At 48.1% G+C, this 25,633-nt stretch carries 18 protein-coding genes and 1 pseudogene; 9 read left to right on the top strand and 10 right to left on the bottom strand.

What is annotated here, in order from left to right; genetic code table 11:
* Window positions 1-82: 82 nt before the first annotated feature.
* Both NDA03_RS16070 and NDA03_RS16065 read right to left on the bottom strand, forming a co-directional pair.
* Window positions 83-1,603: a carotenoid oxygenase family protein gene (locus tag NDA03_RS16070; RefSeq protein ID WP_190434088.1), complete on the bottom strand. Its 1,521-nt coding sequence runs from the start codon at window positions 1,601-1,603 to the stop codon at window positions 83-85.
* A 273-nt stretch (window positions 1,604-1,876) separates the two neighbouring features.
* Window positions 1,877-3,325, bottom strand: a complete 1,449-nt coding sequence (locus NDA03_RS16065) for a folate/biopterin family MFS transporter (protein ID WP_190429056.1) — start codon at window positions 3,323-3,325, stop codon at window positions 1,877-1,879.
* A gap of 514 nt (window positions 3,326-3,839) precedes the next feature.
* Here NDA03_RS16065 and NDA03_RS16060 point away from each other — a divergent pair.
* Both NDA03_RS16060 and NDA03_RS16055 read left to right on the top strand, forming a co-directional pair.
* Window positions 3,840-5,810 carry an adenylate/guanylate cyclase domain-containing protein gene (locus tag NDA03_RS16060; RefSeq protein WP_348238570.1) on the top strand — a complete coding sequence of 657 codons (1,971 nt, stop codon included), beginning with the start codon at window positions 3,840-3,842 and terminating at the stop codon, window positions 5,808-5,810.
* 292 nt (window positions 5,811-6,102) lie between these two features.
* Window positions 6,103-6,948 (top strand): universal stress protein, encoded by an 846-nt coding sequence (locus NDA03_RS16055; protein ID WP_190414684.1) that lies wholly within the window; start codon window positions 6,103-6,105, stop codon window positions 6,946-6,948.
* A 111-nt stretch (window positions 6,949-7,059) separates the two neighbouring features.
* Here the strand turns inward: NDA03_RS16055 and psbM are convergent, their stop codons facing one another.
* Entirely contained in the window at window positions 7,060-7,176 is a 117-nt protein-coding gene (gene psbM, locus NDA03_RS16050) for a photosystem II reaction center protein PsbM (protein WP_190414683.1), read from the bottom strand.
* 70 nt (window positions 7,177-7,246) lie between these two features.
* On the opposite strand from psbM, the gene NDA03_RS16045 reads away from it, so the two are divergent.
* Window positions 7,247-7,618, top strand: a complete 372-nt coding sequence (locus tag NDA03_RS16045) for a hypothetical protein (protein ID WP_348238569.1) — start codon at window positions 7,247-7,249, stop codon at window positions 7,616-7,618.
* A 284-nt stretch (window positions 7,619-7,902) separates the two neighbouring features.
* Here NDA03_RS16045 and NDA03_RS16040 read toward each other — a convergent pair whose 3' ends face one another.
* The 3 genes from NDA03_RS16040 to NDA03_RS16030 all read right to left on the bottom strand — a co-directional run bounded on the left by NDA03_RS16040 (window position 7,903) and on the right by NDA03_RS16030 (window position 10,847).
* Window positions 7,903-8,202: a 2Fe-2S iron-sulfur cluster-binding protein gene (locus tag NDA03_RS16040; RefSeq protein ID WP_190414681.1), complete on the bottom strand. Its 300-nt coding sequence runs from the start codon at window positions 8,200-8,202 to the stop codon at window positions 7,903-7,905.
* Window positions 8,203-8,329: 127 nt separating this feature from the next.
* A complete protein-coding gene (locus NDA03_RS16035) occupies window positions 8,330-10,021 on the bottom strand; it encodes a TolC family protein (RefSeq protein ID WP_242029014.1) in 1,692 nt (563 codons plus the stop codon).
* Between the two features lie 259 nt (window positions 10,022-10,280).
* Window positions 10,281-10,847, bottom strand: coding sequence for a PadR family transcriptional regulator (locus NDA03_RS16030; protein ID WP_190429054.1), 567 nt, complete (start codon window positions 10,845-10,847; stop codon window positions 10,281-10,283).
* 228 nt (window positions 10,848-11,075) lie between these two features.
* On the opposite strand from NDA03_RS16030, the gene NDA03_RS16025 reads away from it, so the two are divergent.
* Together NDA03_RS16025 and NDA03_RS16020 are read left to right on the top strand one after the other, a co-directional pair.
* Window positions 11,076-12,461, top strand: coding sequence for an efflux RND transporter periplasmic adaptor subunit (locus NDA03_RS16025; RefSeq protein ID WP_190434094.1), 1,386 nt, complete (start codon window positions 11,076-11,078; stop codon window positions 12,459-12,461).
* Window positions 12,462-12,570: 109 nt separating this feature from the next.
* Complete coding sequence (locus NDA03_RS16020) at window positions 12,571-15,762, top strand: efflux RND transporter permease subunit (RefSeq protein ID WP_190536531.1); 3,192 nt, start codon at window positions 12,571-12,573, stop codon at window positions 15,760-15,762.
* A 154-nt stretch (window positions 15,763-15,916) separates the two neighbouring features.
* Here the strand turns inward: NDA03_RS16020 and NDA03_RS16015 are convergent, their stop codons facing one another.
* The 3 genes from NDA03_RS16015 to NDA03_RS16005 all read right to left on the bottom strand — a co-directional run bounded on the left by NDA03_RS16015 (window position 15,917) and on the right by NDA03_RS16005 (window position 19,985).
* Window positions 15,917-17,746: a ribonuclease J gene (locus NDA03_RS16015; RefSeq protein ID WP_348238568.1), complete on the bottom strand. Its 1,830-nt coding sequence runs from the start codon at window positions 17,744-17,746 to the stop codon at window positions 15,917-15,919.
* Window positions 17,747-17,950: 204 nt separating this feature from the next.
* A complete protein-coding gene (gene dapA / locus NDA03_RS16010) occupies window positions 17,951-18,835 on the bottom strand; it encodes a 4-hydroxy-tetrahydrodipicolinate synthase (protein WP_190683254.1) in 885 nt (294 codons plus the stop codon).
* A gap of 106 nt (window positions 18,836-18,941) precedes the next feature.
* Window positions 18,942-19,985: an aspartate-semialdehyde dehydrogenase gene (locus NDA03_RS16005; RefSeq protein ID WP_190414675.1), complete on the bottom strand. Its 1,044-nt coding sequence runs from the start codon at window positions 19,983-19,985 to the stop codon at window positions 18,942-18,944.
* 448 nt (window positions 19,986-20,433) lie between these two features.
* On the opposite strand from NDA03_RS16005, the gene tig reads away from it, so the two are divergent.
* The 4 genes from tig to NDA03_RS15985 all read left to right on the top strand — a co-directional run bounded on the left by tig (window position 20,434) and on the right by NDA03_RS15985 (window position 25,120).
* Window positions 20,434-21,888, top strand: a complete 1,455-nt coding sequence (tig, locus tag NDA03_RS16000; protein ID WP_348238567.1) for a trigger factor — start codon at window positions 20,434-20,436, stop codon at window positions 21,886-21,888.
* A 157-nt stretch (window positions 21,889-22,045) separates the two neighbouring features.
* Window positions 22,046-22,738, top strand: coding sequence for an ATP-dependent Clp endopeptidase proteolytic subunit ClpP (gene clpP / locus NDA03_RS15995; protein WP_190414673.1), 693 nt, complete (start codon window positions 22,046-22,048; stop codon window positions 22,736-22,738).
* Window positions 22,739-22,747: 9 nt separating this feature from the next.
* Window positions 22,748-24,088 (top strand): ATP-dependent protease ATP-binding subunit ClpX, encoded by a 1,341-nt coding sequence (clpX, locus tag NDA03_RS15990; RefSeq protein ID WP_190414672.1) that lies wholly within the window; start codon window positions 22,748-22,750, stop codon window positions 24,086-24,088.
* Between the two features lie 114 nt (window positions 24,089-24,202).
* Window positions 24,203-25,120: an alpha/beta hydrolase gene (locus NDA03_RS15985; RefSeq protein WP_348238566.1), complete on the top strand. Its 918-nt coding sequence runs from the start codon at window positions 24,203-24,205 to the stop codon at window positions 25,118-25,120.
* A 73-nt stretch (window positions 25,121-25,193) separates the two neighbouring features.
* Here the strand turns inward: NDA03_RS15985 and NDA03_RS15980 are convergent.
* A pseudogene (locus NDA03_RS15980) lies at window positions 25,194-25,415 on the bottom strand (glutathione binding-like protein); the annotation flags it as partial.
* Window positions 25,416-25,633 lie beyond the last annotated feature (218 nt).

Here is a 25,633-nt window from a genome sequence, read left to right as displayed (position 1 = left end):
AACGGTCAGCCAATTTTAGCTTTTAGAGCAGCGATCGCTCCTCCATAACCGCTTTAAAATCCAAAATTGGCTGACTAGATATCTAGTGGCTGGGCGCAAAGCAGTGGGACGTAAAGTTGCCATGCAACCCATAAGGGATATGATGCTTCAAGTGCAATCGCGCCACCGGGCCTCGATCGACGTGGGCGGCATCTAAAATAACGACATCAGAGCGGTGGTGAGAAGAGTCGTAAACTAACGTCAGCACCCAACCCTCATCTTCACGGGTAGCACCCGGACGAGGGACAAAGATCGGTTCGCTAACATAGCCTTGGGGTGCTGCACTCCAGAGTTGGCGACAATCTGATTCTAAATCCACCTTGAGGATAGCTTGGAGAGGCGCATTGCCCTCGGCAGCATGAGCTGCACCCAGATATAGATACTGATAAGGGCGTCCGACTCGTTCGGGATGAACGAAGGGAAACTCGCAGCAACGGCTTTCTAAAAGCCTCCGCCGTACCGTTTTATCTTTATCCTTTAAATTAAACTGGAACCGCCACATTTGTCCGGGGGATAGTGCCTGAAAGTCTACCTCCCGATAGTCTGATTCCGGCTCAACTTCTGGAAAAGACTCATAGCAAATTGAGTCAATACAAATTTCGTCCCCTTGCTCAAAGGCATTGGCATGGTGGAAGACAAAACCCGACTGAGTTTCAAAAATTTGCATTTTTTCCCCTGGTTGGGGGTTGCGGGGAATCACCACAATCCGGGTGAGTTGCTCCGCCTGGAACTTGACACACTCACCCGCACCGCGAAATCCCAGCAGGAAAGGCACCGGGTTGAAGGAAACCGGATTTTGGAAGAAGATGCAGTAATTGGGCGTAATCGCAAAATCGTGAATGAAGGCGAAGCCAGGAACGCTGTGAGAGTTCTGCTGCACAACTTTGCCAGCCGCGTCTAATTCATAGATGATGATGGTGCTGGAAAGACCCGGTTTAATGGCAAAGTTCACCAGGCAAGGGGCACCAGCCTGGCGATCGCATCTAGGATCAATGCGAGGATGGGCGGCAAAGGCGTCACCATTTTGCAAAACCCCGTCCAAATATTCTTTCCCCAGGGTTTCCAAGGTGTTGGGGTCTAAAAGATGAGGTTCGGCAGCTTCCCAAAGCGCCAGGAGTTTGCCCCCCCAGTAAATGACGTTGGTGTTGGCAATATTTTTGAGTTTCACATCAAAAGCATTGGCTAGCCAACCACCGGGCTTCTGGGTGCCAAAGACGCCGCGATAGAGAATTTTACCGGCTTTCTGTTCTTCCACATAGCCCTGTGTGCGGACAAAGCGATTGCGAAAGTGGGCGCGACCTTCTGAAAAGGCGATCTTGGCAATCATGCCATCTCCATCAAATGGGTGATGGATGCGTTGACCCTTGACATCCAGCAACCCGGGGCCATTCCGAAACAGCGTTCCTTCTAGTTCTGCGGGAATCTCCCCTTCAATATCATCAATCCAATAATCGAATTCTTGCGGCAAAGATTCATAGCCCTTTTGCCACTTTTTAATGTGGTAGGGAAGTTGATCGGGCACCTCTGTGGGCACCGGAAAGCGTTCTGGTGTGGGTATTTGCATATTAAGCGGTTCGGCTTAGAAAAACTCGTAACGCGATCGTGAACTAGGACAGACGTGTTAGCGCCGCTGCACGTTAAGTCGCACGGATGAATGATTTGTCGGATGGGATGGCGATCGCTACCCTATGCAGGTGTTGGGTTTCCTGGCGTCCCAACCGACGAAAATCTTCAATTTCATTGCATCCGCCTAGTGAGTGCAGCAGCTTTCTGATTTTCGTTTCCAGTCTGAAACGGGAAGCGGAATCAGCACTGCCTACTCTCGATCCTTCCTCTTTTAGTCGGCGGGTTCTTCTACTGTGGGGATGAGTTCTGGAAGAAAGTCAGGAACAAAAGACCGTTCCCGATGCTGAATGGGGGCTGACTGAATATGTATGGCTGATGACGGTTGCAAGCTTGGCATCTCGCCAGATGGCTCGGTTTCCGGTTTGCCTGCGGGTAGCCAACCAATCAGTGGCAGCGGCAAAAGGGTTGATAGATTCGTAATCACGACCAACTGCCAGAGATGGTCAAAATTCCTTTCGGTGATGCCCAGCCAATAGGTGAGGACGGCTCCCAGTTCGTGGGACAATAACCCTGCCATATTTGTCACCGACATCAGCAGCGCAAACAAGGTTGCTTCTACTCCAGGCGGACATAGCCGCGCCGCGAGTACCAACAAGGGCATATAGGCAATCTGTCCCATAACGGTCAGAATCAGACTGTCTCCCAGGCTGAACCAGCGATCGTCGATGCCTAAAGAGCGGTTGGTATGAGTCACCAGCAGCAGCGTGGTCATTCCGAGTGCCGCTGCGATGATCGTTGTCCAGGTGAAAATGGTACGAAAGGGGACGGCTTTGAGAAATCGTTGAAAAATTGCAATTCCGAGCAGGGAGGCGAGACTGGTGACGAGACGTACCCGTCCCAAAAATTCTGGCTCAAACCCTAGTTCGTTGGTAGTGAAGTAGAAAAAGGCGCTATCTGCGGTCGGTGTGGCTTGCAAAAGGAACAGAAAGGCGGTTGGTAGCCAGATTGATTTTTGGCTAACCGCTTTTCCCAGTTGTTTGATCTGGTTGGCAACGGTGGAGACATCTGGGCGATCGCTAATTGGCTCTTCTGCAATTAACCAAGCAACCGCTGACACAATTAAGGGGAAACCAGCGGTAATGGCAAAAATAGTATGGCTCCCGAAGTGTTGCAAAAGGAAACCGCTAAAATAAGCAGTTACTAAGCCTCCCAGCGATGAGGCACCCCAGGAGAGGGATTGCAGGGAACCGGCATCACTCTGAGACTCTGCCCTGGCTCGTTCTACCACCAGCGAGTCTACAATTACATCGCTAACCGCTACCGAGAGGGACGAAAGCGCGATCGCCACTGTCGCCGCCCAAGCTGTATGCACAATCGTTGCCAGACTAAACCAGGAAATCGCTCCCAATAGTCCAGATAAAATCAGATAGGGTCGCCGCCGGTAGCCAAACAACGGTAGACCATCTGACAGAAAACCAAATAACGGCTTTACCACCCAAGGAATGGCAGCAATGCCCATCAAAGCCGAAACTTGAGCCGGACTTAGCGACAGTTCATCTTTGAGAAAAAAGCTGACTGCTAGACGCGCTAAACCCAAGATTCCCTGCACCAAATAGACCGTTAGAATGGCGCATAACTCAGGAGTCGGCTCATGACCAAAGAACACCTTTTTGATCGCGGAGTTCTTGATTTCGGACATACCAGAGGGGGAAAACTGCATTGATAACTTTTTTTAAGAAATATCAACATTCACCCTATGATAACCTCCCACTTTGGATGTGTTGTCAGTCCAAAGCCGGGATGATTCAGTGGTTGGTAGCCCTTAATTCCTTCCTCTCAAGAGAGTACAAATTAGGCAGGATAGGAACTTCAGAGGCTTCTAGGGAGAATGTGGAAATAACTGCATTCGGTAATCTTGTTGTGGGAAAGAAGTCGTCTATAAAGATTGACTTGTATAGGGTTGGCGATATTTGTAAGTCGCTTTCCTCTCTCGATCGAACCTATTTCTAGAAATTAGCGATTTTTTCTTTTTCCATGATTCCTGACTGTTTACCCAGAATGAGGGGTGTAGCCCGTCACTATCCAAGTGCCATAATGTGGTAATGCCAAATCAGCAGTCGGTAAATTTACCAGTTTTCAATTCCCGAAATTAGCCCAAAAGCTACAGTAGAAAATGCTATGGCTCTGTCTTTGCCTCTGTTTCTCCCCATGTTAGCTCCACTAAGGCTAGGGCGATGATGAAAGGCTTTTTTAAGTCCCAGACATCCACGCTATTGGATCTAAGCGATCGCCTCAAGATTGCGTTGTCGGAATTCACGGGTGTGCGAGTGGTAGCGATCGCTAGTCTTGTTGTGAGCGGGTTCGTTTTAGGAGTGCGTCATTTGGGCGGTCTACAACCTCTAGAACTCGTCGCTTTAGACCAACTGGTGCGGTTACATTCCGATCCAGGTCCCGACCCTCGGCTCTTAGTTGTGGGCATTACAGAAGGCGACATTCGCACTCAGAAACAATGGCCTTTATCCGACCGGACAATGGCGCAGCTATTGGCAAAGTTGCAATCATTGCAGCCTCAAGTAATTGGCTTAGATGTGTATCGGGAAATCCCGCAACAGCCAGGAAATGCCGAACTTAAGGTGCAACTCCGGGAAAAAAATATCTTTGCCATTAAAAAATTTGGCGATACGGAGCTGGAACTGGTGTCGCCGCCGCCGGGATTTCCAGAGGATCGAGTTGGTTTTAACGATTTGCTGCTCGATCCGGATGGCGTTGTCCGTCGCAATCTATTGTTTGTCTCGGATGATACAAGCACTTATTTCTCGTTTTCCCTGCGGCTAGCGATCGCTTACTTAGAAAGTGTAGGCATCACACCAGAGTCCAGCCAACAAAATCCCGATTATATTCAACTGGCAAAAGCGGTATTTGTCCCGCTCCAACAAAACTCTGGCGGGTATCACAACATCGATCCGCGGGGATACCAAGTTCTGCTAAGTTACCGATCCTCAAACGTGGCGCGGCAAGTTACGCTCACCCAAGTATTAAAGGGACAGATTGACCCGAATTGGGTGAAAAACAAGATTGTGCTGATTGGCACAACGGCACCCAGCGCCAAAGATACTTTCTCAACCCCCTACAGCCCAGCCGAAAAGACAATCGCCAAGATGCCCGGTGTCTTGGTTCATGCCCAGATGGTCAGCCAATTCCTTGACGCTGCCACGGGGGAGCGACCCCTATTTTGGTTCTGGGATGAACGGATAGAGGTGTTATGGATTGTCGGATGGACGCTGCTGGGAGCGATCGCGGCTTGGTGGTTGCGGCATCCCGTTGTCTTAATTTTGGGCTGCGGCGTTGGGTTGGGGGTTTTGTTGGGCACCTGCTTCTATCTGTTTACTCTGCAAGGATGGGTGCCTCTGTCGGCTCCCGTACTGGGATTTATCCTCACCAGCGGGGTAGTTATCACCTACCGCTCTTATGATGCACAGCAGCAGCAACAAATTATCATGAAGCTTTTGGGACAGAATACTTCACCGGAAGTTGCCAAAGCTCTCTGGAAAGGACGCGATCGCTTGATCAAATCTGGGAAATTACCAGGAATTAAGCTAATCGCAACCATGATGTTTGCAGATATCAAAGATTTCAGTACCATTGCCGAACAAATGCCTCCGGAAGCTTTGCTGGAATGGTTAAATGAAATGCTGGATGTCGTCACCCACGAAATCATCGGCCATGAAGGCATTATCAACAAGTTTACCGGGGATGGCTTCATGGCTGTGTTTGGCGTGCCGATGGATCGCATCCACAAGGAGGAAGTCGCTCTTGATGCCCAGCGCTCGATAGAATGCGCTCTAGCAATCGGCGAAATTCTGGAGGAATTGAACCAAAACTGGAAAACTCGTGGCTTGCCAGTCATCCAGATGCGAATTGGAATTTTTACGGGTCCCGTCGTCGTTGGCAGTTTAGGAGGCAAAGACCGCCTAGAATATGGCGTCATTGGGGACAGCGTTAATACTGCCGCTCGCTTGGAAAGTTGCGAGAAACACCGCCAACCAAGCAACTGCCGCGTCCTGATCGGCAAGGAAACCCTGGTTCATCTTGATAACCAGTTTCTGGTTGAATCTTGGGGACCATTGCCACTGAAGGGCAAACAGCAAATGGTTGATGTCTATCTTGTGGTGGGGCGTCAAAGGGAAAGAGCGTCAGAAGTTTGATGACTAGCAAATTTTCTAAGATACAGCGAGTGTAGATGCTCCTTTGACGTGTTCCGATTAATTAGGTTACAAAAATTAATGAATATTTTTTGCGCTTATTAAAGCAGTGTCATAAATCGTTAAAAATTAACGGCACTATCAGAAGTATGCTGAATGATGAAAAACTCACTTCCCAGATAAATCGGTTACTGTTGTTAGCAGTTATCACACTTTCATCAACATCTACTTCCCGATTCATTGGGTCAGAAAGCAATAAAAACAGAGCGATTTTTTCTGATAAAGAGGCATTTCGATGATTGAAAAAATTTTGTTAGCAGACTCTGGAACTGGACATTCTGAAGAGATGCTCAAGGCTTTGATAGAACTGCCTTCGATCCAACGGGCAGCAGTCACTATCTTGCACGTCGTTCCTTCTCAAATTACCACTGAGTCCATGACTTCAAAGTGGGAAGAGGGAGGCAGGATTCTCGCTACAGCCATCCAGACTCTGAACCTAGACCCAAATCACGTTAACACCATGCTGAGGCAGGGCGATCCGAAGGATACGGTTTGCCAGGTAGCAGAAGAAATAAATGCTGATTTGATTATTATGGGTTCGCGGGGTCTGAAGCGTCTGGAATCCATTTTAGAAAATTCGGTCAGCCAATATGTTTTCCAATTGTCTTCCCGCCCAATGTTGTTGGTGAAAGACGATATTTACGTCAAGAAAATCAACCGCATCATGGTTGCAATGGACGGCTCAGAATCGGCACAACAATGCTTAAATCTGGCTTTGTTTCTGTTGCGAGATAAAAAGGGTGGGCAGTTGGTTCTGGTTCACGTCAACAAAGCTCGGACAGGTTTTGAAGAAGCCGCTAACGCTGAAAAAGATCCTGTACTTGCTCCTGCGATCGCTGCCGCTAAAAAACAAGGCATCTCTTATAAGTGTGTCACCGGAAATGGGAAGGCAGGCCCAGAAATCTGTCGTTTGGCAGAGGAATCAAATGTTGATTTGTTGATGTTGGGTTCTCCCGATCGCCGTCCTTCGATTGCCAAAGGTTTACCAGATTTGGATCGCTTGCTGGGAACCTCGCTATCCGACTACGTGCGAGTCTATGCAAATTGTCCCGTTCTCTTAGGACGCACAGCGACTACCTAAGAAACGCCAAACCTAAGCCAAGCCTAACCATAAAAAAATTCCCCTCGCCAGAAGGACATGGCAAGAGCCTTGTCCGTACTACAGCGGGGGGATTTTGTTCGATACAGATGATTAAGGATTCTTGTTGCTTTCGCGGCTAGCAGTTTGGATGTACAGAATCAACAAGAAAACTGTGGGAACCAGCACAAACAGGATGCTGGCGACAAAACCAAGATCGTTAACTTGCATTGAACCCAGCCTCTAATTAACTTTAAAGCACCACCCTTAAGCATATCATCCGGTGTCTGTCTTGAGGAGAGTGCGATCCCAAGAAGCCAAAATAGCGATCGCATTTTCCCATGCAAGCGCGATCGCTCTCCTGGAGCAGACATTGAGGCGATCGCGCTCTCACCAATATAAAAAGCGAACCGACAGGTCGGCCCTTCGCGATCGCGCTTTATTCTTAAAGGAAAGAGAAAAGCGATCGCATATTTTACGCAACAACCTTACTCAGACTCGTCACCCAAATAAGCTTGGCGACTGTGCCGAACATGAAGAACGGCTACGACATCTTGTTCGACCACAAATAGAATGGGATATTTCCTTGGTTTTCCGACCCATAATTGCCGAATTGCACGACCAATCATCGGCGCTTCTGGTGCTGCTGTGCATCGGTTGGGTAAAGTTCTGAAACGATGCGATGCGATCTCAAGATGTTCCCTTATTTTTAGGTACGACTTTTTAGGTACGACCGGGTATGCTCACATCCAACCGGGGAAGATTCTAATTTATCAAAAGATCAAGCAAAAATTTTTCAAGCTAGTGCCTCTAGGAGGATGGTTTTAGGCAGTAGAGCGAGAAAACTTAAACGCAGAGGATGCAAAGGAATCGCAGAGTCCGGCAGAGAATTTATCATTGCCTTTGCGTAACTTTGCGAAATCCTTGCGATCTTTGCGTTAATAAACCTTCAATTTTTTATCGCGGCTTTGTTTTCACACTTGTTGGGCCATTTACAAGAGTTTGACAAGCTAAGCGATAGGTTTCTGGCTTTTTCTTCAGTTTGCGATTTTCCACCTCAGTGCGAGGCGAAAGATTTTCCATACCTTCCACAATTTCCACAATGCAGGTACCGCATTGACCGTAGCCCCCGCAGTTCATCATCTTTCCCCTAAAGGTATAGATATCAATGCCGTTCTGGAGGGCTTTTTCTCTTAAGTTAGCCCCATCCGCTGCGATCGCTTCTTGATTTTCATTGACAAATGTAATATTAGCCATCCGCCTTTTAACTCACCTCGCTTCTATTAAAAAATCTTAAGAAATTATACAAATTTAGCAAAGCCCATCTCTACTGAAATGCCAGTGGTGTTTTGAGACACCGTAGGATCGATTTACTTTGATCACCCTATTGGGGCTGATCGAAAAGTTGACTATCTGGGAGATTGCTGATCGCCCGTTCGAGAGCTGCCAGAGAGCGATTGTAATCCAGAACCGCTGTAAGACGGTTTACTCTAGCACGAGTTAGCTCGGTTTGAGCGCTAATGACATCTGTCTGGGTGCCAACGCCGGATCTAAATCGTAACTCTGCTAGACGCAAGCTTTCTTCTGCCTGGGTAACGGCAAAAAAGGCAGTTTGAATATTCTCAGCATTCGACCTTAAGTTGAAATAAGCTTGTTCCACCTCCAAGCGGATTTGGTTGCGCTGGTCGGCAAATTGAGTTTCAGCGATCGCTATGTTTGTTTCTTCCTGACTGGCTCTCGCTCTGGCGGCTCCCCCATCGTAAAAATCCCATCGGAATTGCGCCCCCAGGGTTAAACCATCGGCTGGACCGATATCGTCATTTAATACCCCTAAAACGCTGTAGTTGGCAACGAGGTTGACTTGCGGTCTGGTTGCCGCCAGGGCAATGCGCCTTTGCTCTTGGCTGATGTTCCGTCGAGCCAAGAGCTGTTCTAGCTCGGCGCGATTTTTCACGGCGAGGATAATACTCTGTTCTAGTGTTAGATTCCATTCACCAGCGACCTCAATTTCATCTGCTGCCGCCACCTCAACGGTTTCCCCTAGACTCAACAGCCTCGTTAATTGCCTGCGGGCAATGCTCTGCTGACTCCGGCTGCGAGTGAGATCCTGCACGGCATTTGCCAGCTGCACCTGCGCCCGCAGTACGTCAAATCGCGTTCCAAGTCCAGCTTGTTCTAGCAATTGAGCATCCCGGAGACTCCTGGCGGCATCTGTCACTGCTGCTTGGGAAATCTCAGTTTGGGAATCGGCTTCTTGCAGATCGTAGTAAGCATTGCTGACATCCAGGCGTAGTTGCTCGGACTGGCGTTCTACTTCTAACTGATCGAATCGCAGCTGTTCTTCTGCCGCCCGGATACGTGCCCCGCGCCGCCCGGAGGTGTAGAGTTCGTAACTCACTTGCAGGCCGGTGTCAAAGGATGTCGAAACAGTATTATCGTCGTCATTCCCCAAGAATGGGTTTAATGGCGATGACTGTTGTCGCCGATTTTGTAGCTCAGCATTCGGGGAATCTGACCTAGTAAAATTTGATTCTACGCCGATTGTTGGAAACTCAGCCGCCCGAAATTCTCGCACGGATGCCCGCGATCGCTCTAGGGTAAGAATTGCCACTTGTAAATCCCGATTGTTGCGCCGTGCCAGCTCCAGAGCTTGTTGTAGGGTAATTCGTTGGAAGTTTTGAATTTGCACTTCCTCAGATCTGGTCGGAAATTGTAGGGGATTAGCGCTGGGGTTGAGATATTCAGGGGGTAGGCTTTCCAGCGTGGCGGGTGCTTGTGGCGATTGTGCTGGAGCCGACTGGGAAACACTTGTCTTGGCTCCCGTTGAGTCTGGAGGGTTAGCTCCATCTCGGCTAACGGCTTCCTTTAGCGTCTGGGAAGAGATTGCGGGAAGCGCTGGGGTAGGGGCAACCGACGGGGTTCCCTTACTTTCAGCGGAAGTAGGATTTGGCTGAGTAAGCGGAGGCTTTTCTTGTGCAACACTGACTTTTGCACAGCTCATGGCGATCGCTGCACTCGCACCCACAGCCATGAAACCAGTTCCTACCCAGTGAAACGGATGACTAGAATTTGGCATAAGTTTTTGAATTTGGTCTGCGCTGTTAGAAAAACTTCTTTTCTTTAGCTCAAGCACCTTAAGAAGGATACTGGGTTGCGAATGTGCTTGGCAAACGAATTTTTGTGAATTGGGGCAAGAACCTGAAAATGCAGAACCCTAAGCCTGATATTGGTGCATTCTGCCAGAAATAATTGATTTCCTTAGCCCTAAAGCAGATAGCCCCTGTATTTCCCTTGACATGGCTTTGCCATTATTTGATTGCAGTATTCGATGTCTCTCAAGTGGCGATGATTTCCGCCTCTACGTGGCTTTGCCCCGAACTTCCCAGAGAGGGTTCGCTTCGTTCAGACGCCAGTCGTTCGTTCAACCATTCGATTTCGCTTTGAATCACTGCTTTACATCTGTGCCAAACTTCTGCCTGGTAAGGTTCTGCTGGCAGCGATTCTCTTTCTTGGCTTTCCAGGCGCAGCCGACAAACCATCAAGCGATGCTCCAGCAACTTAATCCGTTTGGCAGGTTCTAAGTGACCAAAAAAGAAAAACTTGATCGTGAAGCGAGAGCGAGCATTCACCCAGCTTTCATGGGGATATTCCATCATTTTGTGCATCCATCGCTCGCGCCCTCGATCCGTAATGCTGTAAATCTTGCGAATCGAACCCGCTTCTCCTTCCTCCTCTACCAGCACTGATATTGCACCCCGTTCTTCCAGGCGCTTCAAGAGCGGATAAATAGCTCCATAGTTGACGCTGATACAACCACTCATGAACAGCTCTAGTTGCTGTTTTAGGCGGTAGCCATGTAGCGGTTCGCGTTGTAGTAAACCTAAAGTAGCTAATTCCAGCATTTATATCAATCTGATACAATTAATAGTTGCATTTGATTTTAATATATGTAGATGTTATCTGCTGTCTCTCTTTCGCAATCATCCGGCTGAGGTGGGGTGGCGATGAGCGCAAGCCGATTAAGAAAACTATATAAGCCAATCGCGACGTTGTTAAAAGTCGTTTAAGTACCGCTTTGTAAGCGTAGAGCGGTTTGCTATCAAACTTAAGTAAAAGGAGAGGAAACGACAATGCCCGATCCTGATTCCCCGTCTCCAGTTCCAATTGACGCAGAACCGTCTGCGATCGCAGACGATCGTCAGGCTCTTGAAAGCGATGAGTCTGCGTATCAACCAAGAAAAAGACAGCGTTGGTCTGTGGCGCTGGGAATTATCCTTTTAATTGTCGGTGCAGGTTTTGGTTGGCGGTGGTGGCATAGCCGTGCTAATGATGCACCGAATGCGACTGCGGCGGCGGCGGGTCAACCTCAAGGAGTTCCTGTCAAGCTATCAACGATAGAGACAGCGACAATTCAGGAAAGTTCCGAGTTTGTCGGCGCTTTAGAAGCGCAACGTTCAGTGGTATTAAAGCCTGAAATTGACGGACGAGTCAGTCAGATTTTTGTTGCTGAAGGCGATCGCGTTCCGGCTGGGAAGCCCTTAGTCCAACTCAGCCGCGAAAAGAGACAAGCAGAATTAGCTGGCGTCCTCCAGGCTGTTAACGCCGCCCGCGCCACCCGTGCCAATGCCGCCTCGCAAATTAAAGCCTTAGAAGCAGAACGGGCTTCTCGTGTCGCTGAAGTGGAACTACAACAGGAAAACCTCCGCCGCACTTCTACCCTCGTACAGCAAGGCGCGTTGCCCAGAGCGCAACTAGACCAAGTTACCCGCGATATCCGCGCCGCCCAAGCCGCCTTAAATGCTAGCAACCAAGGCATTCAGGCAGCTCAAGCCAGCCTTTCCGAAGCGCAAGCAGGGGTACGGCAAGCTGAAGCCAACGCCAATCTTTCCAATGAAGAACTGAAAGATGCCACAATTATCGCCCCCATCGCTGGCGTTGTCGGACTTATCCCAGTCAAGTTAGGGGACTACGTTAAGAGTGGCGATACGATTGCCACGGTTACTCAAAACCAAGCGCTAGACCTGCGGTTATCTATCCCGCTAGAACGAGGGCCAGATTTACGCTTGGGGCAGAGAGTTGAAGGGAAGGATTCTCAAGGAAAGGTGCTAGGTACAGGTCAAATTAGCTTCATTTCGCCTAGAGTAACGAGCAATTCTCAAAGCATCCAAGCAAAAGCTAGCTTTGACAATTCACAAGGACAACTGCGGGATGGACAATTTATCAAAGCTAATCTGATTTGGCAAGAACGGCCGGGAGTTTTAATCCCAACTAGCGCTATTTCTCGCTTGGGTGGAGCAACTTTTGTTTTTGTGGCGCAAACACAACAACCTCAACCAGGACAACCAGAACAATCAGGACAACCCAAACTTGTGGCTAAGCAAAAGCCCGTGAAATTGGGTCAGATCCAGAAAAATAACTATCAAGTGCTAGAAGGATTAGAACCAGGAGAAAAAGTTATCATCTCAGGCCTTCAAAATTTGTCGGATGGCGCTCCCATTCTTCCTGAGTCTAAGTAATCAGTAATGGGTAATAGGTAATGGGTAGGATAATGGAGAATCTTCTCCACAAATCTCTAATATCTAATACTTAATACCCACTAATTACCAATTACCAATTACCAACAATATGTTTGCCGATTTCTTCATTAAGCGACCAGTCTTTGCTACAGTCTGCGCCATAGTTATTTTGCTAGTGGGAGGAATTAGTATTCCCACTCTACCTATCGCCCAGTTTCCAGAAATTAGCCCGACTCAAATCAACGTTACGGCTAACTACAGCGGAGCTAGTGCTGAAGTCGTAGAAAACGCTGTGACCAACATTTTAGAAAGGCAAATTAATGGAGTCGAGGGATTAAAATATCTGAGTTCGAGCAGCAGTAACGATGGCACCAGTACAATTACAGCTACCTTTGACTCATCCCGGAACAAAGATATCGCCGCAGTCGATATTCAAAATAGAGTTTCCGTCGCCCAACCGCAGCTACCACAAGCCGTACAACAAACTGGGGTCACGGTAACAAAACAGTCCAGCAACATCCTCTTAGCAATTGGTTTGTACGCCGAAAATAAAGAGTACGACAACATATTTTTAAGCAATTACGCAGACCTCTATTTAACAGATTCTCTGAAAAGATTAAAGGGCGTTGGTGACGTGCAAATTTTCGGCGAACGCCGATATTCTATGCGTTTATGGCTAGACCCGAATCGGCTTGCTAGTCGTAGTTTAACGGCTCAAGATGTAGTCAACGCACTCCAAGAACAGAACTTACAAGTCGGTGCTGGGCGAATCGGTCAGGAACCTGCTCCAGAAGGGCAAATGTATCAAATTGACCTGCGTGCAGTCAGCCGGCTGACAGAAGCTTCTGAATTTGAGGAAATTGTCTTAAAAACGGATACTGACGGCACGCTTGTCAAACTTAAGGATGTGGGGAGAGCAGAATTAGGAGCGGAAAATTACAGCTCTTTTCTGCGATTTCGAGGCAATGATGCTGTAGGTTTGGGTATCTTTCAGCTTCCCGGTAGTAATGCTTTGGATGTTGCTAGAGCAGTGAAAGCAGAAATGGCAAAACTGGCTACTCGCTTTCCGCCTGGTTTGCAATATCGGGTGGCGTTTGACACAACTTTGTATGTTGAACAATCGCTCAAAGAAGTAGTTAAAACACTATTTGAAGCGATTGTTTTGGTCGTCTTGGTTATCTTTGTCTTCTTGCAAGATTGGCGAACAACTCTGATTCCAGCGGTGACAATTCCCATTTCCTTGATAGGAACTTTTGCTTTTATTAAGGTATTCGGGTTTTCGATTAATAGCTTGTCTCTGTTTGGTATTACATTAGCTACTGGCTTGGTGGTTGATGATGCGATCGTTGTAGTTGAGGATATCGATCGCTTGATACAGCAAAAGGGGATGACTCCTCGTGCAGCTGCAAGTGAAGCGATGCGGGAACTTTTTAGCGCCTTAATTGCAACTTCACTGGTGCTAATGGCGGTGTTTGTTCCAGTTGCATTTTTTCCCGGAACAACGGGAGCGCTGTACAAGCAATTTGCCTTAACAATTGCTTTTTCAGTTGCTATTTCTACCTTTATTGCTATTACACTGACTCCATCTCTTTCAGCTTTGTTATTGCGTCAGGGACAAAAGCCTGGAGGATGGCTTGGCTGGATTTTTGACCGAATTAATGGAGCCATCGACTGGACGCGGCGAGGATACAAGCGATCGCTTAACTTCCTGACACGCTTTCGAGGCTTTGTCGTCGGGTTGTTTATCGTTTCTTTGGGAATAACTGCTTGGCTTTATCTGAGCGTACCTACAGCGTTTCTTCCCGAAGAAGATCAGGGTTATTTCATCACGCTTGTCCAAGGGCCAGAAGGCGTTTCCCTGCAATATACAGGCGAAGTTATGGACAAGGTAGAAAAAGAAATTCTTAAAAACCCTGAAGTAGTCGGAACTTTCGTAGTAGGTGGCTTTAGTTTTAGCGGTAATACTTCTAACAATGGGATTATATTTACTACTCTCAAACCTTGGGAAGAACGCCATAAAAAAGAGCAGTCAGTGCAAGCGATTATTGGCAGTTTATTTGGTACGCTATCAGGTATCACCGAAGCAAGAGTCTTCCCCGTTAATCCTCCATCAATTCAAGGTTTGGGCAGTTTTGGCGGCTTCCAATATCAGTTGCAAGACCAACGCGGTAATAGTCCCCTAGAGTCTTTGGTTCAGTCAATGGGTCAACTATTAGGTCGTGCTAACCAGACACCTGGATTGCAACAAGTATTTAGCACTTTTGCTGCAAATACGCCACAGCTACTAATCGAAGTTGACCGCAACAAAGCTAAGGCGTTGCAAGTTTCGGTAGACGATATTTTTAATACACTGCAAACATTCTTGGGTTCGCAATATGTAAATGATTTCAATTTACAGCAAAGAAATTATCGGGTGTACGTGCAAGCAGACAAACAGTTTCGCTCTAACCCGGAAAATATTGGTAATCTGTACGTCCGCTCCCAACAAAATCAGATGATTCCTTTGAGCAATTTGGTAAAAGTTACTCCAACGACTGGAGCGCAAACTATTAATCACTACAATCTATATCGCTCCATTGAAATCACTGGTTCTGCTGCTCCTGGCTATAGCTCAGGACAAGCAATTAAGACAATGGAGCAGGTATCCAAAGAGGTTTTACCAGCTGGCTTAGGTTATGAATGGTCGGGGACTTCACTAGAAGAAATTGAGTCTGGCGGTCAAGCACCAATAATTTTTGGTTTGGGACTTATTTTTGTGTTCTTGGTGCTGGCTGCTCAGTATGAAAATTATGTTGACCCCTTCATTATTCTGCTTTCAGTTCCGCTGGCAATTTTAGGGGCATTGTTAGCTCAATCGATGCGCGGGTTGTCTAATGATGTTTATTGCCAAATTGGTCTAGTAATGTTGATTGGTTTAGCGAGTAAAAATGCAATTTTAATTGTAGAATTTGCCAACCAACTCCGAGAAAGCGGAATGTCAGCAACCAAGGCGGTGGTTGAAGCTTCCCAAGAGCGTTTGCGACCAATTCTGATGACTACTTTCGCCTTTGTCTTGGGTATTGCTCCTCTGGTAAATCCCGAAGGAGCAGGAGCCGCCAGCCGACGTTCTCTAGGAACTGCGATCGCAGGCGGTACCATTGTCTCCACTGTCTTAAGTTTATTCATTGTGCCAGTTCTGTATATCGTAATTGTGACGGCACGCGATCGCTTAAAAGGTGGTGGGAAAAAACCCGGTGGAAAGTCTAAACTGACTAAAAAACCAGAACCGAGTCGAGAAGCTGATATTTTGCACCATCACTAAGCGCACAAATTCAAACTGGCGATCCAGAAAGGATCGCCAGTTCTGAGGGAATTTTATTCCCAACTCCAATTTTGCACTGTTATCTGTTCTAGCGTTAGGGAAGCTTTGCGCGCTCGCCCTACATTAACGATCCTCAAGCTCCCTATCTGCCTGATTAGGATGCGACCTTCGCAGTCGAACGGCGGCGGCGTCTTCCCGCAGCCTTCGCAGGTGGCTCTTCTTCCGGAGTTTGCAGTAAGAAGACGAGCAACGGGCGAGAAGACTGGAATTCGCGGCGGATCAATCGCTGGAGGGCAGACTCCATTTGAGTTTGCAGCCCTATCCAGTCAACTTCTAAAAGTTCATCATCCAAGGTGCGGGCGAATTCTGACCAGCGATCGCTCAAAAGAGATTCTAGGGTTTCGCGGACAATTCCCTGTAGGCGATCGCGTTCCATTGATGTCACAACACCGCGCAGGTGAACTTCCGGCTTAGCACTCAGTTTGCCTTCCCAGTTCACTGCCGCTGCAATCGTGACAATTCCGTCCTCAGCCAACTGCTGCCGTTCCTTCAGCACATTGGCTTTCACCACGCCAGAATTATCTACCAGCTCAATGCCAGAAGGAACTTTACCTTTGACGCGGATGCCATCTTCCGACACCTCCACGACATCCCCATTGTCAATAATTACCATATTTTCCGCAGGGATGCTCATGCTCTGGGCAGTCTTGGAGTGCTGAATCAACATCCGATGCTCGCCGTGAACTGGCAAGAAGAATTTCGGACGAGTCAAAGCAATCATTAGCTTTTGGTCTTCCTGACAGCCGTGACCGGAAACGTGAATCCCCTTATCACGACCATAGATGACATTCGCACCTTGCATCATCAGCTTATCAATGGTGTTAACCACTGCAACGGTATTTCCCGGAATCGGGTTTGCCGAGAAGATCACCGTATCACCCTTACGGACTTTAATTTGTCGGTGTTCGCCGTTGGCAATCCGCGTCATTGCTGACATTGGCTCCCCCTGCGAACCTGTAGTTAGAACGAGCACTTTGTCTTCAGGCAGCTGATGAATCGACTGCAAAGGTTGAAATAAATTGTCCGAACACTTGATATAACCCAAATTGCGTGCTTGGGCAATCACATTCAGCATCGAACGACCCACAACGGATACCACCCGTCCCTGTTTTTGGGCGATTTCCAAAACCATATTGATCCGGTGTACAGACGAAGCGAAAGTCGTCAATAGCACCCGTCCCTTTGCTTGACTGATAAAGCGCTCGAGATTGGGATACACTGAGCGCTCAGAAGGGGTGAACCCTGGTACTTCCGAGTTTGTAGAATCGCTAATCAGGCATAAAACGCCTTTTTCGCCGTATTCAGCCAGCCTCTGTAAATCAAAAAACTCCCCATCTACGGGTGTGTGGTCAATCTTAAAGTCACCCGTATGGATGACGACGCCAGCTGGAGTATGGATAGCGACGGTGAAGCTATCCGCGATGGAGTGAGTGTTGCGAATAAATTCGACGAAGAAGGAAGCGCCTATTCGCACCATGTCGCGGGGCCCTACCCGTTTGAGCGTGGTGCGGTTTAAAACGCCCGCTTCTTCTAACTTGCCTTCTAGCAACGCCATTGCAAGGCGGGGACCATAGATGACTGGAATATCAAATTGTTTGAGGTGATATGCAATTCCCCCAATGTGGTCTTCATGACCGTGGGTGACGATCATGCCCTTAATCTTGTGGCGATTTTCTCGCAGATAAGTCATATCGGGCAGGACGATATTGACGCCGTGCATTGAATCGCTAGGGAAAGCCAATCCAGCATCTAATAGAACAATTTCGTCGTTGTATTCAAAAACACAAGTATTCTTTCCAATTTCATGCAGCCCGCCCAGGGGAATCACTTTCAGGGCGGGGGCAGATGATTCGTTCTTATTTAGGATGGGTGCGGATGATTCGTTCTTATTCAGGATGGGTGCAGATACTTCGTTCTTAGTCATTTGTTTCCTTCTATTAAGTCAATCAATGTCAATCAATACAAAATCGTTGAAAATTTGCATAAGATAGGGCAGCTTTGGCACGTAAAAAGCCCCAAGTAAAAAGAGAAGGTTGTGTCTTTGGTCTTTTTACTTTGTCTTTTTTTGCCGCTTGCCTTTTTACTCTTGCCTTTGTGGACGTATTCAGTTTTCCAAAAAACCGTCGCCTTACATCAAAGCCATCTGAGTCATTACAGCCTCTACCATTTGCCTATCTGACTCTGAGAGATGGCACAGTGGTGGACGAGTGGCCCCTACATCCCAACCTTGCAGTTGTAGAGCCGCTTTGACCGGAATAGGATTGGTTGAACAAAACAAAACTTTAAATAAGGGAAAAAGTTTCAGGTGAATCTCGGTTGCTACCTGAGGTTGACCGTTTTCAAAGGCTTGGATCATCTGTTGGAGCTGAGTCCCTACCAGATGGCTGGCAACGCTAATAACTCCAGCAGCCCCAATGGCTAATAAAGGCAGCGTTAGGGAATCATCCCCAGCGTATATCTGAAACTCTGCGGGGGTGGTGCGTCGAATTTGACTCGCTTGGTCTAAGTTGCCACTGGCCTCCTTGATTGCCACAATATTCGGAATCTCTGCTAAACGAGTCACGGTTTCTGGCTGGAGATTCTGTCCGGTGCGACCGGGTATGTTGTAGAGGATCAGGGGCAGGTCTGGGCAGGATTGGGCGACGCGGAGGAAGTGCTGATACAACCCTTCTTGCGGGGGCTTGTTGTAGTAGGGAACAACTTGTAAAGATCCATCTAATCCTAGTTTAGCGGCTTTTTCGGTGGCTGCGATCGCTTCTTTGGTTGAATTTGACCCCGTACCTGCGATTACCTTCGCTTTGCCAGCTACCGCCCGCTGCACTACCTGAAATAACTCGTATTCCTCATCCCAAGTCAGCGTCGGAGATTCCCCCGTCGTGCCGCATACTACTAAGGCATCGCTGCCATTTTGAGCCAAATGAGCCGCCAGTTGCTCTGCAACAGCGTAATTCACACTGCCATCTTCTTTAAACGGCGTCACCATTGCGGTGAGAACGCGCCCAAAATTTACCACACTCTTTGAACTCCTCCCTGTTTTCGTGATTGGTTTTGTGATGGGTTGTTTGTTGGTAAGGGTACACAACGACTGTGCCCCCTACTGTTGTAAATCGCTTAAAAAACTATTTAGAAAAAGCTGGGGTTGTCGGTTTCAGTAGATGCCGTTCTACCAATAATTCGGCAATCTGGATGGCATTAAGAGCCGCTCCCTTGCGAATTTGGTCTCCACTCAGCCACAGTTCTAACCCACAGGGATGAGAAATATCTTGCCGAATCCGACCCACTAACACTTCATCCCGACCGCTGGCTTCAATAGGCATCGGGAAATAATTGGTCTGCCAGTTTTCGACCAACTTAACGCCAGGAGCATTCGCTAACACTTCCTTTGCCTTTGCTACCGGGAAGGGTTGCTCAAATTCTAGGTTAATCGCTTCTGAATGGGCGCGGAGTACGGGAACCCGCACGCAGGTTGCTGTCACTCGCAGATCGGGCGCACCGAAAATTTTGCGCGTCTCGTTAAGCATTTTCAGCTCTTCCTCACAATAACCCAGATCGGTCATGGGGGAATTATGGGGAAACAAATTAAACGCTAAGGTGTAAGGAAAAATGCCTGGTTTCGGGTCTTCTCCCCGTAAAATTGCTGAAGTGTGGGTTTTTACTTCTTCCATTGCCCTCGCCCCCGCACCGCTTGCCGATTGGTACGTAGCGGCAACAATGCGTTTGACTGGCTGCACTTGATGCAGGGGCCAAACCGCCACTGCCAACAAAATCGTCGTGCAGTTGGGATTGGCAATGATTCCTTGATGAGTTGCTGCTGCTTCTGGATTTACCTCTGGAACCACGAGAGGCACCCCAGGATCGAGTCGAAAGGCGCTGGAGTTATCAATCACCACTGCCCCAGCGTCTACTGCTTTCGATGCCCAAGCTTTAGAAGTAGACCCACCGGCAGAAGCTAGCACGACATCCACATTATCAAACGAGCGATCGCCCACTGCCTCTACAGGCAAATCTTCGCCTAAAAATTGCAAAGTTCGACCGGCGGAACGGGGAGATGCCAAGAGTTTCAACTCAGCAACCGGAAAGTTACGGGATTCTAGGAGTTCTAGCAACTCCGTACCCACCGCACCCGTTGCTCCCAGAATGGCAACGCGATAGGAATCAGACAAAGATGGTTCCTCCTCTTGAATACATAGTAGGTGTCAAAAGTTTTAATGAGAGTGAGCCAAAACAGTTAAATATTTTTTTTCGTGAAATTTGAGCTTGTACGGAAAGATGCTTTTTATTGACTGTTGCTTGTTATATAACGAATATCTCTAAAGAAATTTTACACAGCTTAGCACCGACTTCGTCGAAGTTTCCAGTCCCGAACAAGCTAAATTGAATTCGCAACAGAGCGATGGCTTAGTCAATGTACTATCATCAAATATGTCAACGAGAGGGATAGGTAAGGTTTTATTTACCAAAGCTCCAACTGTTGCAAAACTAGGATATCACGGGGTTGAGACAGAAATTGTATCCATTTGGCTTGAACCGACCGTCCGAAAACGTCTGCAATACCCGCCCTCTCGAATTGTTATCAACCTTGTCGCTCTGAGTTTTGAGAGAAGTTAACTGATGAAAGTTACCCAGGAAAAGCTTCCCGCCAGCAAGATTGGCTTGGAAATTGAAATTCCAGCCGATATGTCAAAAAATGCCTACGAGCAGGTGATTCAAAAGCTCGCACGCTCAGCCAATATTCCTGGGTTTCGCAAAGGAAAGGTGCCTCGCCAGATCCTGCTACAGCAACTGGGAACGACCCGAATTAAAGCAACTGCTTTGGAAGAACTGATTCAAGATGGTCTCCAGCAGGCTCTCAAGCAAGAAGCAATTGAGGCGCTTGGTAACTATGAGCTGCGTTCTGACTTCGAGGAATTAGTCAGCCAGTTTAAACCTGGAGAACCTATCACTTTCTTAGCTGCGGTAGATGTCCAACCGCAGGTGCAGCTAAGCGATTACAACAACCTCTCTATCACAGCCGAAGAAGTCCCCTATGACTCCAGTGCGATAGAGAAGTTTTTAGAAGAGCGTCGCGTCGAGCAAGCTACGTTAATTCCAGTGGCAGGTCGTCCGGCACAGATGGGAGATGTGGCGGTAGTCGATTATACCAGCCGCTTTGTCAGCGAACAAGAAGATGAAGCACAGGAAGAAATTAGTGGGGGTCAGGCAGAAGACGCTCAAATAGAGCTGTTAGAAGGGCGGTTCTTGAGGGAATTTATCGATGGGATTGTGGGAATGAATCCCGGAGACAGCAAAGAAGTAGAAGTAAAGTTTCCGGAAGATTATCGCCAAGATTTAGCCGGTCGCACAGCGATGTTTACCATCACGCTCAAAGACCTCAAGGAAAAAGAGTTACCGGCGGTGGATGATGACTTTGCCCAAGAAGTCAGCGAGTTTGAAACCCTGGCTGAATTGCAAGCTGACTTAGAGAAGAAATTCCGAGAGAAGGCCGATCAAGAAATGTCAGCCAATAAAGAGCAAGCGCTTGTCAAGGAACTTTTGAAAAGAGTTGAAATTGACCTGCCGGAAACCCTGATTCAGCGGGAAGTTGAAACCATGCTTCGTCAAACCATCATCCAGATGGGGCAGATGGGGATGGATGTCAAGAAAGTGTTTACTCCCGACATGGTAAAACAAATGGGCGTGCGATCGCGTCCGGAAGCCATCGAGCGGATCAAACAAACTCTGGCACTTGAGGAGATTGCTCAGCGTGAATCCCTCAAAACCGAGCCGCAAGAGGTGACAGACAGAGTCAATGAGCTACTCCAGCAGTTCCCCGATCAAGAGATCGACCTAGAACGGTTGCGTACCATTGTCGAAGGCGATTTGCTCAAAGAAAAGGCGATTAAGTGGCTGGAAGAACACGCCACGATTGAACTGGTTCCCCAAGGCTCTCTCGCACCTGAGGAGACGGAGCAACAGGCTGAAACAAACACTCCAGAAGCAATAGAAGCGGCACAAGCGGAAGATTCGGAAGTAGAAGCAACCGCTACTGAATCCGTACTAGAAGCTGAGGTGTCTGAGGTTGAATAAACCTTGTGTCGGGGCAATTTAAAAATTGCCCCAACATCTGCACACGCAGTCCTGAATGGTCAAATACAGCGGATTCGGATATAACGGAAGTATGTGGTGACAAGCCACTCGCCAGTTCACCTGATAGTGCAGCGTTTAAATATAAGTTTCGCTCGTTATGGATTTATCTCTGTCCCGGAATTACGAAATCACAAACCTGAGGAAGAGTAATATTTACTCGCAACTCCCCAGCAACGTCGTCCCTATGGTGGTGGAACAGTCCGGAATGGGGGAACGGGCGTTTGATATCTACTCGCGGCTATTGCGAGAGCGCATCGTTTTCTTGGGAACGCCGGTTGATGATAATGTGGCTGACTCGATTGTGGCTCAGATGCTCTTTTTAGACGCCGAAGACCCAGAAAAAGATATTCAGCTATACATCAACTCCCCCGGTGGCTCAGTGACAGCTGGGATGGCGATCTATGACACGATGCAACAAATACGCCCTGATGTTGCTACCATATGCTATGGTTTAGCAGCCAGTATGGGTGCGTTTTTGCTAGCAGGTGGAGCGCAGGGTAAGCGTATGGCTTTGCCCAGTTCCAGGATTATGATTCACCAGCCCCTGGGAGGCGCTCAGGGACAAGCGGTTGATATAGAAATTCAAGCAAGAGAAATTCTATATCATAAGCAAAAGCTGAACGAGCTACTAGCTCAAAATACTGGTCAGCCGTTTGATAAAATTTCGGCAGATACCGAACGCGACTTCTTCATGTCATCTGCTGAAGCAAAAGATTACGGTTTGATCGATCAGGTCATCTCCAGACAGAACCTTCCCCACTCGGAAGCAACTGTTACTTCACTCAGGTAAGAGGCAAGTATGTCTAAGTACGACTCCCATCTAAAATGCTCATTTTGCGGCAAGTCTCAAGAACAGGTACGCAAGTTAATTGCAGGGCCGGGAGTCTACATCTGTGATGAATGCGTTGACCTATGTAATGAAATTTTAGATGAGGAGTTGCTGGACTCTGGGGCACCCGCACCTCAACCAGTACCTCGCGCCGAACCTCCCCAGAAGCGTCGAACCCGTTCGGGGAATATTTCTTTAAGTCAAATTCCCAAACCGAGAGAACTGAAAAAGTATCTCGATGAACACGTCATTGGTCAGGATGAAGCCAAAAAAGTGCTTTCTGTAGCGGTCTACAACCACTACAAGCGCCTGAGTTTTATCCAGTCTAAAGGTAGTGGCAAAGGTGGGCAGGAAGATCAAGTAGAGCTGCAAAAATCTAACATTCTTCTGATTGGCCCGACGGGATGCGGGAAAACTCTGCTGGCGCAAACGCTGGCGAGTATTCTGGATGTGCCCTTTGCAGTAGCAGATGCTACCACGCTTACAGAAGCGGGGTATGTGGGGGAAGATGTAGAAAATATCCTACTGCGACTGCTACAGGTGGCAGACCTCGACGTTGAGGAAGCCCAGCGGGGGATTATTTACATAGATGAAATTGATAAGATTGCCCGAAAGAGCGAGAACCCCTCAATTACGCGGGATGTTTCCGGTGAGGGCGTTCAGCAAGCTTTGCTGAAGATGTTGGAAGGGACGATTGCGAATGTGCCGCCGCAGGGTGGACGCAAGCATCCCTACCAGGACTGCATCCAGATTGACACCAGCAACATCATGTTTATTTGTGGTGGTGCTTTTGTCGGTCTGGAAAAAGTAGTAGAGCAGAGAACTGGGAAAAAGTCAATAGGCTTTGTCCAAGGTGGCGAAGGGCAACCGCGAGAAAAGCGGACAGCAGATATTGTGCGGAACCTGGAGCCGGACGACTTGGTGAAGTTTGGGATGATCCCAGAGTTTATCGGTCGGGTGCCCGTGGTGGCGGTCGTCGATCCGCTGGATGAAGAGGCGCTGATGGCAATTCTGACAGAGCCTCGGAATGCTTTGGCGAAGCAGTATCAGAAGCTGCTGAAGATGGATAACGTGCAACTGGAGTTTAAGCCGGATGCGCTGCGAGCGATCGCCCAAGAAGCGTATCGGCGGAAAACAGGCGCACGGGCACTGCGCGGCATTGTTGAAGAACTGATGCTGGATGTGATGTATGAGTTGCCGTCCCGCAAGGATGTGACTCGCTGCATGATTACGCGGGAGATGGTCGAGAAGCGATCGACTGCCGAACTCATCGTACATCCCTCCTCGATGCCAAAGCCCGAATCTGCCTAAAGCTTGTATTCGCCCTAGGGACAAAAAAGCTGAAAATAATATAGAAACCCGTTTTCTTTCTCGAAGACGGGTTTTTTACATAATAAGCATCACTCAAAACTCAAAAATTTCAACATGGCTCATATTCAAGTTCGCGGCATCGCCCATTATTACGAGTGGATTAAGACACCCAGCGAGGAAGGTAAAAACAAGCCGGTGATGGTCTTCGTGCATGGATGGGGGGGATCTTCTCGATACTGGGAAAGCCCCGCAAAGGCCCTTTCAGATACGTTTGACTGCTTGCTGTACGATATGCGAGGATTCGGGCGATCGCGTAAACTTTCGCCTGTGGGAAACGGTAGCGCCTTAGCAGAAGAAATCTCGTCTCCACTAGCAGACGAACCTGCGACAGCGGAAGAGTTTACTTACGAAATGGAAGAATACGCAGATGACCTAGCAGGCTTATTAGATGCCTTAGAACTGGAGCGCGTATACATCAATGCTCATTCTATGGGCGCATCTGTCGGGGTCTTTTTTCTAAACAGCTACCCAGAACGAGTATTTAAGGCAATCTTAACCTGTAGCGGCGTTTTTGAATACGACGAAAAATCATTTAAAGCCTTTCATAAATTTGGCGGTTACGTCGTCAAATTCCGTCCCCGTTGGCTGTATCAACTTCCGTTTGTTGACCGAATGTTTATGGCGCGATTCTTGCATCGCCCGCTACCCGGTGCTATCAGTCGTGCTTTCTTAGATGACTTTCTCATGGCAGATTACCAAGCTGCTGTAGGCACCATGATTACCTCAGTTAGCGAAAAAGCTTCTGAAGTGATGCCTAATGAGTTCGTCAAGCTTACCGTTCCAACACTTTTAGTTGCTGGCGAATACGACATTATCATTCCCGCAGCAATGGGGCGACAAGCAGCAGGATTAAGTGAGAAAGTCGAGTATGTTGAGATTCCCGATACCGCTCACTTCCCCATGCTAGAGGCACCGGAAGCTTACCTGAAGGTAGTGCGAGAGTTTCTGGGAACCCCAGCTTTAAATGAATAGAACACGCATTCTGTCTTTTTGGCGATCGCAGGAGATGATTTTGAACAGTTTACCTTAATTTTCAAACTGCATTCTACTGTGCCATTCGCTCTGCCATGCGAGACTTGAACGCTTCCATTAGCTCTGGTGTAGCCTCAGTCGCTTGCCACGTCTCTCGTGCGATTAGGCGATCGCACCAAGCACTCAGCTTTGGATAGTCACTCAAGGATACGCCCCCTCTCGGCAACCAGGGTATTACACTTCCAGCAACAACCTCGGCTAGAGTTAGGTTTGGACTACCAAAGTAAGAGCGATCGCCAGCATGAGAAAACCTCACAGCTTTATGAGTAGGGCTGGCATTGCCAATCTTACACCCTATCGCTCTTTTGTCACTTTAGGGAGAGGATAATAGGCTAAAACGGGTTCAAAGCCAGAATTTACCTATGACAGAACCACGTCCAGCCCAAGCCACCGTGAAATTTGTGGATGATTACTGCCAATGGTATCAATCCCTATTTCCAGAAGTGAGAAGCT

This window comes from Trichocoleus sp. Lan (genome assembly GCF_039961855.1).
In the GTDB taxonomy this organism is placed as follows: Bacteria; Cyanobacteriota; Cyanobacteriia; order Cyanobacteriales; family FACHB-T130; genus FACHB-T130.
This window is presented reverse-complemented; position numbering and strand designations above follow the sequence as displayed.